Source organism: Actinocrinis sp. (assembly GCF_035605935.1).
Taxonomy (GTDB): Bacteria; Actinomycetota; Actinomycetes; order Streptomycetales; family Catenulisporaceae; genus Actinocrinis.
This window is the reverse complement of the sequence record NZ_DATNGK010000007.1, coordinates 1-11,085: the sequence shown is the minus strand read 5'-3', so window position 1 is coordinate 11,085 and position 11,085 is coordinate 1. Positions and strand designations below refer to the sequence as shown.

General features: G+C 68.2%; 8 protein-coding genes and 1 pseudogene. 3 read left to right on the top strand and 6 right to left on the bottom strand.

The window, feature by feature from the left end:
* The 6 genes and pseudogenes from VN779_RS00625 to VN779_RS00600 form a co-directional block, all read right to left on the bottom strand.
* Positions 1–732, bottom strand: a pseudogene (locus VN779_RS00625) (glycoside hydrolase family 27 protein); the annotation flags it as partial.
* Between the two features lie 264 nt (positions 733–996).
* Positions 997–3,300, bottom strand: coding sequence for a RecQ family ATP-dependent DNA helicase (locus VN779_RS00620; protein WP_325719058.1), 2,304 nt, complete (start codon positions 3,298–3,300; stop codon positions 997–999).
* Between the two features lie 165 nt (positions 3,301–3,465).
* A complete protein-coding gene (locus tag VN779_RS00615) occupies positions 3,466–4,338 on the bottom strand; it encodes an SGNH/GDSL hydrolase family protein (protein WP_325719056.1) in 873 nt (290 codons plus the stop codon).
* A gap of 101 nt (positions 4,339–4,439) precedes the next feature.
* On the bottom strand, positions 4,440–5,285 hold the full coding sequence (locus tag VN779_RS00610) for a phosphatase PAP2 family protein (RefSeq protein ID WP_325719054.1): 846 nt from the start codon (positions 5,283–5,285) through the stop codon (positions 4,440–4,442).
* A gap of 122 nt (positions 5,286–5,407) precedes the next feature.
* Positions 5,408–7,075 (bottom strand): HAMP domain-containing sensor histidine kinase, encoded by a 1,668-nt coding sequence (locus tag VN779_RS00605; RefSeq protein ID WP_325719053.1) that lies wholly within the window; start codon positions 7,073–7,075, stop codon positions 5,408–5,410.
* A gap of 113 nt (positions 7,076–7,188) precedes the next feature.
* Positions 7,189–7,890, bottom strand: a complete 702-nt coding sequence (locus tag VN779_RS00600; RefSeq protein ID WP_325719062.1) for a response regulator transcription factor — start codon at positions 7,888–7,890, stop codon at positions 7,189–7,191.
* A gap of 218 nt (positions 7,891–8,108) precedes the next feature.
* Here VN779_RS00600 and VN779_RS00595 point away from each other — a divergent pair, with 218 nt between their 5' ends.
* From VN779_RS00595 to VN779_RS00585, 3 genes are all read left to right on the top strand, one after another.
* Entirely contained in the window at positions 8,109–9,287 is a 1,179-nt protein-coding gene (locus VN779_RS00595) for an NAD-dependent epimerase/dehydratase family protein (protein WP_325719051.1), read from the top strand.
* 8 nt (positions 9,288–9,295) lie between these two features.
* On the top strand, positions 9,296–10,243 hold the full coding sequence (locus VN779_RS00590; RefSeq protein ID WP_325719049.1) for an NAD-dependent epimerase/dehydratase family protein: 948 nt from the start codon (positions 9,296–9,298) through the stop codon (positions 10,241–10,243).
* Positions 10,240–11,085 (top strand): phospholipid carrier-dependent glycosyltransferase (locus VN779_RS00585; protein WP_325719046.1); only part of this gene is annotated, 846 nt, incomplete at its 3' end. The genes VN779_RS00590 and VN779_RS00585, both read left to right, overlap by 4 nt.

The window sequence follows — 11,085 nt, the reverse complement described above, 5'->3', positions numbered from 1 at the left end:
GTTCCAGCCGCCGGGACCGGCGAAGGAGGCCAGCCCCACGTTGCGGTGGAAGATGGACAGCATGCTGGAGAAGCTGGCGTTGATGTCGCCGGTGGTGCGCCAGCTGTTGCCGACGTTCGATCCCCAGGTCCAGACGTTCTCCTGGCCCCAGCTGCATAGGGAGAACAGGATCGGGCGGCCAGTGGCCTTGAGGGCGTCGCGCATGGTGGTGTAGCGGGTTTGGCCGCTGATCCCGGTGTTGTTGCAGTTGTCGTACTTCAGGTAGTCGACGCCCCAGGAGGCGAACGAGGCCGCGTCGGTGGTCTCGTGGCCGAGGCTGCCGGGGTAGCCGGCGCAGGTCGCGGTGCCGGCGTCCTCGTAGATGCCGAGTTTGAGGCCGAGGGAGTGTACGTAGGTGGCGGTGCCGGAGATTCCGTCGGGGAACTTGGCCGGGTCGGGGACTAGTTGCCCGGCGCTGTTGCGGTTCTTCAGCAGCCAGCAGTCGTCGATGTTGACGTACTGGTAGCCGGCGGCCTGCATCCCGTTGTTGTGCATCGCCAGCGCGGTGGCCTTGATCAGGGACTCGGAGACGTTACAGCCATAGGCGTTCCAATCGTTGAACCCCATCTGCGGCGTCAACGCCAAACCATTGCTCAGTGCCGCCGCGGGCGGCGCCTCGGCGGCCACCCCCACCAGTGGTGCGGCGGTCAGCGCCACCACGGTGATCAATGCACGCAGGCGTGCGTGGGTCATCAGTCCTCCTTGACTGCCCGATCCCTGGCAGAACCCGAAAACAGGGTTCGAATCCGACGGAACTCGGCGGCGCCGGCCTATCCGTCGCCCGGCAAAAGCTAGACAGCCGCGCACAGTGTGTCAATGGACTGTTAAATGAACACGCTGACCCGACACAGCCCGACTCGGTGAATCGTGTGCGTGAGGTGGAAAAGGCACGTGTATTAGTGCTCTGTTCTATTGTGAAACAACGTGGAAGCGGCGCCGGACCGGCCCTGCTCCGTGTTATCCCGCGGTCGCCAGTGCGAGCGGGAGGACGGCCGTCGCGCCTGCCTGTCGCAGCAGGCGCGCCGTGACCGTGAGCGTCCAGCCGGAGTCGACCAGGTCGTCGACCAGCAGCACCGGACCGGGATTCTCCCTGAGCCGGTCGGCCAGTTCGGCGCTGATGGCGAAGGCCGCGTGCACCGAACGCAGTCGCCATGCGCTGTTCGCGCCGCCGCTGGGCGGCCCGTCGGCCACTCGGTCCACGGCGCCGAGCAGCGGCAGTCTGCCGATCTCGGCTACCCGCGCGGCCAGCGAACCGATCAGCCGCGGGCGTCTTCGCGACTCGATCGAAACCACGCCGACCGGCCGGCCCGCGCCACTCCATCGGCGGGCCGGGTCCCCCTGTGCGGACCACTCGCGTAGAACGTCGACGACGGCGGCGACGAGCGAGTCCGAGATGGGGCGGTCGGCGGCGCTGAGTTCGAACAGGTCGCGCAGCGCCGATCCCCAGCCGAGATCGGTCAGCCGGGCCACCGCTCGGCCGGTCGTGTGCTGCTCCTCTTCTGGGATCCTGCCGCGCAGGTCCACGCCGACCGATGGCATGCCGCTGGGCCATTGCCTGCGCGGTTCGATCGGCACGCCGACCCGGTGACTGTGCACGTCGGCTGCTTCCACCGCTGCGGTGGAGGTTTCGGCCGACAGCCGTGACCCGGTGCAGTTGTCGCACCGCCCGCAGCGTTCGGCGTATGGATCGTCCAGTTGCCGGCGTAGGAACTCCATCCGGCAGTCGCCAGTCGCGGCATAGTCGATCATGGCGCGCTGTTCCTTTTCGCGCGCCGCCGCGATCCGGGCGTATCGCTCCTCGTCGTAGCTCCATGGCACGCCGGTCGCCGTCCAGCCACCGGAGACGCGCCGCACCGCGCCGTCCGCGTCCAGCACCTTGAGCAGCAATTCCAGCCGGCTGCGGCGCAGTTCGACCTGCGGTTCGATCGCCATGGTGGACAGCGGCTTCGGCGACTGCCCGAGGACCGCGAGGACCTGCTCGACCACCGCGCGGGGCGGAAAGGCCAGCGAGTCGAAATACCGCCAGATCGCCTGGTCCTCGTGACCCGGCAGCAGGATGGCCTCCGCTCGTTCGACGCCGCGGCCGGCCCGCCCGACCTGCTGGTAGTAGGCGATCGGCGAGGAGGGAGCGCCGAGATGGACGACGAAGCCGAGATCCGGCTTGTCGAAACCCATGCCGAGCGCCGAAGTCGCCACCAGGGCTTTGATCCGGTTGCCGAGTAGGTCGTCCTCGGCTTCTCGGCGCTGCGCGTCATCGGTGCGGCCGGTATACGCCGCCGCGGTATGGCCGTGCTCCTGGAGGAAGAGCGCGGTCTCCTCGGCCGCGGCCACCGTGAGCGTGTAGATGATTCCGGAGCCCGGCAGTTCGGCGAGGTGATCGGCGAGCCAGGCCAGACGGTGCGCTGCTGCCGGGGCGTTTGCGCCGCCGGCGGTCATGCCCGGGATGTTTGCGCCCGGGCGGATCACGGATAGACGCAGGGATGCGCGATCGAGCGGTCCGCGCAGAATCAGCGGCGCGGTGTCGGGTCGCGATGCTGCTGGGTTCGCTTTGGCGGCGGCAGCGGCGGCGGCGGCGGAGTCGAGGCCGGTGCCCAGTTGTTCGGCCACGTCCGCGGTCACTCGCGCATTGGCGGTGGCTGTGGTGGCCAGCACCGGCAGCCCTGCCGGCAGTTGCCCGATCAGTGTGCGCAGCCGCCGGTAGTCGGGGCGGAAGTCGTGACCCCAGTCTGAGACGCAGTGCGCCTCGTCCACGACCAGCAGGCCGGTCTCGGCGGCCAGCTTCTCCAGCACGTTGTCCCGGAAGACCGGGTTGTTCAGCCGCTCCGGGCTGATCAGCAGCAGGTCTACCTCGCCGAGCCGGATCCGCTCCTCGACCGCGGACCATTCGGTGAGGTTGGCCGAGTTGATCGTCGCGGCGTGCAACCCGGCACGTTCGGCCGCGGCGATCTGGTTGCGCATCAGGGCGAGCAGCGGCGAGACGATCACGGTCGGTCCGGCCCCGCGCGCTCGCAGCAGCGCGGTCGCCGCGAAATAGACCGCCGACTTGCCCCAGCCGGTGCGCTGCACCACCAGACAGCGCCGCCGGTCGGCGACCAGGGCCTCGATCGCTTGCCACTGGTCCTCGCGTAGTTGAGCCTGCGGCCCGGCCAGTGCGCGCAGCACCGACTCTGCCTCGGCGCGCAACGCGGCGCGGTCGGGCGCGATGACGGCGGTCTTGGCCGCGGCATCCCGAGGGCTGGTGGAGCCGGTCTGGTCGATCATGAGTTATTTCTAGCGGATTGCGCCGACAGCGGGTGCGAGAAATCTCTGAAGCTGTGGATAACTTTCGTCCGGAGCGAGAGCGGTCTCGAAAAAACACTGATGGCGAAAAGAGCCGCGGCGAGACGGTCACTGAGAACCATCTCGCCGCGGCTATTAATTGGCAGGTCAGGAGGCGAGAGCCGCCTCCAGAGCCCTGGCCATTGCTGCCTCGCCGAGCGCGTTGGGGTGGAAGGGCGCGGCAGGTGCGAGCGGCACGAGTCCTTCGATCCACTTCGTGCCCGGCGCCTGGCAGACGTCGTGCCCGATCGTGGAGGTGTACGTGTCCACGTACTGCGCGTTGTTCGCCGCGGCCTCGCCAGCCAGCATGCTGTTAAGCCGCTTCTCGGTCGCCCTCAAGTACGAGACGTCCCCGTACGCGATGGGTTCGAGCGGCCAGCAGCCGTTGCTGTACTCCGGCAGGATGTCCGGATAGCCGACGACGAGCACCTTGGCGTGCGGTGCGCGCTGGTGGATGGCCTGAAGCACAGCGCCGACCTTGGGTGCGGTCGCGTTGATCGCCGCGGCCAGCTGGTCGGCGCCGCCTGAGGTGTAATGCGCGGTGCAGGGGGAGCCGAACGGATTGATCAGGCTCTCGCCAGCGCAAGTGGCGATGATGCTGATGAAGCCGATGTCATTGCCGCCGATGCCGAGCGTGACCAAGGCGTCGTCGGAGGTGACACCGTCGAGTTGCGGCCCGTTGACGGTGATCGGGCCGTCGGCCTGAGACTGCGTCATGTCGTCCGTAGTGGCGGCGCCGCAGCTTTCGTCAGAGAAGCCTGATACGCCTTCCGCGGCGGCCACGAGCGACGGGTAATTCTGGTTCGAGCGCAGGCAGCCGAGGTTGACCTGACTGGGGATGAGCGGCCCGGAGACGTACGAGTCGCCGAGGGAGACGTACTTGCCTGGGGGAGCCGCCACGGCGGCGTTGGCGGTCGCGACTGCGAGCAGCAGCGCACCACCCACAGCCGCCGTGGCGCGGGCGCGCACGGCGTTGGGCATGGAGAAACTCCAAGCGGGGAGGTGAGGTCGAAGTGGGGGGCGGCGAGAGTTGTGGGTTACTCGCCGGTAGCTGCGCAGCTGTCGTGATAATGAACGGCGCGTTACCTCACGTCAACGAGTCCGCCGCGTCCCACATCCTGCTTGGTTAGGTCTTTACGTGCGGTAACGCGCTTTTGTCGGAGTTTGCGTATGCCCCGCTGCGCGAACAAAGCGGCGATAAGCAGGGCCGCCGCGACTATCCCGTCACCCCAATAGTGGTTGCCGGTCGCCACGACGACGAGGACGGTCATCACCGCGTGCGCGATCCCGATATACCGCCAACGCGACGTGCCGACGCTGTATACGCATGCGGCGACCAGTAACGCCCAACCGACGTGCACTGAGGGCATCGCTGAGAGCTGATCGGCGCGGAAACCACCGACCGTGCCATAGACCGACTGCCCGTACTTCATCGCGGTGTCGACCATGTCCAGGTTCGGCAGCATCCGCGGTGGAGCAACCGGGATCAGCTGGATCAGCAGGCACGACGCGGTCAGGATGGCCAGGGTGGTTCGCCAGCGCGGATAGGCGTCACGGTGCCAGATGAACAGCCAAAACAGGAATACGATCATCATGGTGAAGTGCATGGTGTCGTAGTACAGATTCGCGGCCTGCACGATCAGCGGGTGCGGCAGGATCCAGCCCTGCACCGTGTGCTCGCTCAGCAGATGGGTCGAGCGTTCGGTGTTCCAGATCCACTGTCCGCGTCCGACCGCCGCGTAGGTTCCGTTTCCGGACAGCGAGCCGGCGAATTGCCAGAGTGCATATAACCCGATGATCAGCGAGGCTTCGCGGAGAAATGGCTGAGTGCGCCGGAGCGCCTGCCGCCGCCGCAGCACGCCCCACCCGACGGCCAGCGCCCCGGCGATGACCGCGGCCTCCTGCCAGGTCCACATCAGGTTCGGCATATACGGCCATTCTAAAGTTCGGCGAGCGCGTGACTGAGTGCTCGATACGCCGGTACGCGCGCGGGGGACCAGTCTGCCTTATCCGATACGCGCTATGGCGGGCGGTACGGCCACACCGATACCTAGGGGGCGGAGCCCAAAGCAGGATCGAGTGCGGACTCATCGGGCTCGTCGGGCTCATTCGGCTCTGCGGGCTCTCCGGCTTCTGCGGGCTCGAGGTGCGACGGAGCGGCCGGCAAGGAGAGCCGGAAGACGGCGCCTTGGCCCGGTGCCGTGTGTACGGACGCGGTTCCTCCGTGCGCTGCGGTAATAGCGGCGACGATGGCCAAGCCGAGACCGGAACCTCGGTCACCGTTCGCGGTGCGAGAACGCGCGGGGTCGGCGCGGTAGAAGCGCTCGAAGACGTGCGCCGCCGCCTGTTCGCTCAGGCCGGGTCCGGTATCAGCGACCTCCAGCAGGTACTCGGCCGGCTTCGCGGCGCCGTCCGGGCTCGGTCGCACGCGCACCGACACGCGTGCGGTCGGGGGCGTGTGGCGCAGCGCGTTGTCGAGGAGGTTGTCCAGCGCCTGACGCAGCCGCGTCTCGTCGCCGATGACCACCGGTTCTTCGCCCCCGGACGGCCGTTCGGTCCGCAACTCGATCGTCCGGCTCGGCTCCCGCGCCTTCGCCCCGGCGATCGACTCGGCCGCGAGCGCACCGAGGTGGACCTGGTCACGGGCCAGCGGACGCTGCTGGTCGAGCCGGGCGAGCATCAGCAGGTCCTCGACCAGCACCCCCATGCGCACCGCCTCCTGCTCTATCCGGCGGATCAGGTCCGGCATCTGCCGGGAGTCCGCCGCACCCTGCCGGTACAGCTCCGCGAAGCCGCGGATTGAGGTGAGTGGGGTGCGCAACTCGTGGCTGGCGTCGGCGACGAATTGGCGCATCCGCCGTTCCGAGTCGCGCGCGGCGGCCTCGGAGCGCTCGCGCGCGCTGAACGCGGTCTCGATCTGACCGAGCATCCCGTTAAGCGCGGCGGACAGCCGGCCGGTCTCGGTCTTCGGGTGGCCGCCTGACACGCGCCGGGACAGGTCCCCCGCGGAGATCGCCTCAGCCGCGGCCTCGATTTGGGTCAGCGGCCGCAGCGCGGTGCGCACAATGATGTAGCCGAGCACCACCAGCGCCGCGCCCACCGCCGAGTCGACCGCGATCTCCAGCCGGGTGAGCTGCGCGACGGTCGCGTCAACGTAGTTCAGGCTGGTCGCGACCAGCACATACCCGGTCGCGGTCGTGGCCGCGGAGGAAAGGCCCGCGCCCGCCCCGGATTTCGCCGCGTCGGCCAGCGGGGTGGTGTGCTTGGGCAGCGGCGGAGAGACGTGGTACTGCGTTTGCACGACCACGGCCTCCCAACGCAGCGTCGGCTTGCCCTCATTGGTGAGGATGAACGAGTCACCGGACTGAGCGGCTGCCGCCAGCGCCGTGCGTGAGGGCGGCTGGGGGAGCACCGTGTCACCGTTCACCCAAGCCGGGCAGTACGCAACGACGTGTGCGGTACCGGAGCCGCTGATCAGCTCGGTGGCGTTGTCATTTGGCAGACCGCCGCAGTTGAGGCCATTGCTCATCGGTTTCCGGTGCGCTTCGGCCACCGCGCTGCCGAACGCGCGCAACTGCTGGCCGTTTTGGTTGATCAGATAATCGCGCAGCAGTGAGATGCCGATGACGCCGGTCACCGTGAGGGCGAGGGCGACCAGCGCGAGTGCGCCGGCGACCAGCCGTGCCCACAGCGGGCTGCGGCTCCACGTCCACCGCACGCCGGCCAGGAGACGGAGTCCTCGGCGCCTCACCGTGCCCATCCAGGTAGAAGTCACTGTCACGCTGTCGTCACTGCCAAGCCGTACTCACTTGTTAAGCCGCTGCTGGAGATTCAGTCTCCCTCATGAGGCTCACGCAGGATGTACCCAAGTCCACGGACGGTGTAGATCATCCGCGGCCCCTGGTTCTCCAGTTTGTGCCGCAGGAACGAGACGTACGACTCGACGATGCCGTGCTGGCCGGCGAAGTCGTAGTTCCAGACCCGGTCGAGGATCTGCGCCTTGGACAGCACTCGGCCGCTATTGAGCATCAGGTACCGCAGCAGCTTGTACTCGGTCGGCGACAGCTCGATCAGCCGACCCCCGCGCCGCACTTCGTGCGCGTCCTCGTTCAGCTCTAGATCGCCTACCCGATAACGCGCCGCGGAGGGCGTATCGCCGCGGGTACGCCGCAGTACCGACCGGATCCGCGCGACTACCTCTTCCAGGCTGAACGGCTTGGTGACATAGTCGTCCCCGCCGAGAGTCAAGCCAGTCACCTTGTCCTGGAGTGCGTCGCGCGCGGTCAGGAACAGGATGGGAACCTGCCGGGACTCCCGCAGCCGCCTGGCTACCTGAAAACCGTCCAGGTCAGGCAGCATCACGTCCAGCACCACCAGGTCGGGAGGGTCGCGCTCGGCGCTCTCCAGCGCGTCGCGTCCGGTGGCCGCCGCGACCACCTCGAACCCGGAGAACCGCAGGCTCACCGAGAGCAGTTCGCGGATGTTCGGCTCGTCGTCCACGACGAGCAGGCGCGGGGCTGATTCCTCGGTCATCGGCACGGTGCCGATCCTGCGCTGGACAACTGAACGTCTGCTGCCTGTTTCCTGAATATGAGCTGTAAGGCGGCGAGAGTCCATAGGGGGATCATCCCTCGTCCCGGACCCGAATTTCAGGCTCTTTGCAGAAACCGCCCAGCGCCCTTTCAGACGCCGCATGTCCACTGAGCGTTGGTAACAGCCCGGTCACGAGCGCGGATGGATGAGGTCAGGTCATGCGGATCCTGGTGTTGGGCGCGGACGGCTACCTCGGCTGGCCCACGGCCCTGTACTTGTCGGACCACGGCCACGAGGTCGCGGTGCTCGACAACTTCGCCCGGCGCGGATACGACACCGAGTTGGGCGTGCGCAGCCTTGTACCCATCGAGCCGTTCGCCGACCGCGTTGAGGCCTGGCGGCAGGTGTCCGGCAAGCAGCTGACCTCCTACGTCGGAGACCTTACCGACCCCGAGTTCACCAGGGCGGCGGTGGCGGGATTCCGACCCGACGCCATCGTGCACTTCGCCGAGCAGCGGGCCGCGCCGTACTCGATGATCGACCAGGCGCACGCGGTCTACACGCAGACCAACAACGTCGTCGGCACGCTGAACCTGCTCTACGCGATCGCCGAGACCGACCCCGCCATCCATCTGGTCAAGCTCGGCACGATGGGGGAGTACGGCACGCCCAACATCGACATCGAAGAGGGCTGGCTGGAGATCACCCACAACGGGCGCACCGACCGGATGCTCTACCCGAAGCGGCCCGGCTCCTTCTACCACCTCTCCAAGGTGCACGACAGCCACAACATCGAGTTCGCCTGCCGCATCTGGGGCCTGCGCGCCACCGATCTGAACCAGGGCGTCGTCTACGGGCAGCAGACCCCGCAGACCGTGCTTGACTCGAGACTGGCCACCCGCTTCGACTACGACGCGGTGTTCGGCACGGTGCTCAACCGCTTCGCCATCCAGGCCGTGCTCGGCCACCCGCTGACGGTATACGGCACCGGCGGCCAGACCCGCGGGCTGATCGACATCCGCGACACCGCGGAATGTATCCGGATCGCTTGCGAGAACCCGGCCGAAGCCGGCGAGTTCCGGGTGTTCAACCAGATGACGCAGTCGCTCTCGGTCGAGCAGATCGCCAAGACGGTCGCCACCGCGTATCCGGGCGACGTCGAAGTCGAATACCTGGACAATCCGCGCGTCGAGTCCGAGAACCACTACTACAACGCGGTGCACACCAGCCTGGAGGCCCTGGGCCTGCAACCGCACCTGCTCTCGGACACGCTGATCGAGTCGCTGTTCGACGTGGTCGAGCAGCACAAGGACCGGATCGAGCTCGACGCGATGCGTCCGGCCGTGCGCTGGCGCAGGCAGAGCAACCCGTCCTCGGCCATCGCCGCGGCGAAGTGAGCGTGCCGATGACCGAGGCGGCGACGACACATTCGACGGGCGACCAGCTGGCCGGGCAGCGCGTCCTGGTCACCGGCGGCGCGGGCTTCATCGGACGGCACGTGACCCGCGCCCTGGTGCAGGCCGGGGCGCGGGTGATCGTCGCGGACAAGCAGCCGGGCGAGGTACCAGAGGGCGGCGAGGCGCTGGCCGGCGACCTGCGCGACCCGGCGTTCCGCGAGGCGGCGGTCACTACCGGACTCGACGGGATCGTTCACCTCGCCGCCGCGACTTCAGTGCTGGCCTCGATGCGTGACCCGGCTGGAGTGCACGAGCTGAACGTGACGGCCACCGCCGGGTTGCTGGAACTGGCACGGCTGCGCGACGTGCCGCGTTTCCTGCTCGCGTCGACCAACGCGGTAGTCGGCGACGTGGGCACCGCGACGATCGACGAGACCTCGCCGCTGCGGCCGCTCACGCCCTACGGCGCCTCCAAAGCCGCATGCGAGATGCTGCTGTCCGGTTACGCGGGTGCGTATGGCATGGCGACGTGCGCGCTGCGGTTCACCAACGTCTACGGTCCGGGCATGGCGCACAAGGACAGCTTCGTGCCTCGGCTGATGCGCGCCGCGCGCAGCGGGGAGACGGTCCGTGTCTACGGCGACGGCAAGCAGTCGCGCGACTTGGTGAACGTCGAGGACGTGGCCCGGGGTGTGCTGACCGCCTGGACACAGCAGGCGATCGGGCCGCTGGTGATCGGCGCCGGACGTTCGGTGAGCGTCCTGGAACTGGTGCGCGCGGCCCGTGAAGCCACCGGGACCGAGCTGCCTGTCGAGCACATTGCGGCGCAGACCGGCGAGATGCCGGCCGTCGTGGTGAGCATCGCCCGCGCTCGCTCGCTCGGATACGAGCCGAAAGTCGCGCTGGAGGACGGCTTGGCCGGGGTCTGGCAGGACTTCCGCGAGCAGGGGCCGTGACCGAAGCGGCGGCGGCGCCTGAGCGGCCGGGCGGCTGGTCCGGTCGGCTGCCGTCGTGGTCGCGGCTGCCAGCCTGGTCGTGGTCGCGGCTGCGCGCGTGGACGGTGGCGGCTCCGGGTCGCCTGCTGCGGGCCGCGCGGGAGCACTGGTTCTTCACGCTGCTCTTCGTCGCCGGAGCGATCGGCCGGCTGCTGGCGTTGCAGGCGTACCGGCCGCTGCTGACCAACCTCGACTCGTTCTGGTATGTCGGCAACAGCGTCCAGCTGCTGCCTCAGGGCGAGGACCCGATGGGCTATTCGCTCGTCATCAAGGTCTTTCTGGCCGCAGCCAACCTGTTCACCCTCGCCGTAGTCCAGCACCTCCTCGGCCTGGCAGCAGGATTGGCCGTGTACGCCTTGCTGCGACGCTGCGCGGCGCCGAAGACACTCGCGGCCGTGGCTGCCGCGCCGATCCTGCTCGACGCCTATCAGTGGCAGATCGAGGAGTATCTGCTCAGCGACTCGATCTTCCTGGCCATGGTCACCGGCGCGCTGCTGCTGTTGGCCTGGCGCAGGAAGGCGGGCGCGAAAACCCTGGTCGTAGTCGGCTTGATCCTCGGCATGAGCGTCGCGGTGCGGTCCATCGGCGAGGTCACGATCGTGCCCACCCTGCTTTTCGTGCTCTGGGTCTGCGGACCGCGCTGGACGTTGCGGCTGCGCTCAGCCGCCTTGCTGCTCGCCGGATTTCTGCTGCCGGTGCTGCTCTACGCCTGGGACATGGACGCGAATACCGGCCAGTTCACGCCCAACTCGCCGACCGGCGCCGCGATGCTCTACGGCCGGGCGGCAACCGTCGCGAACTGC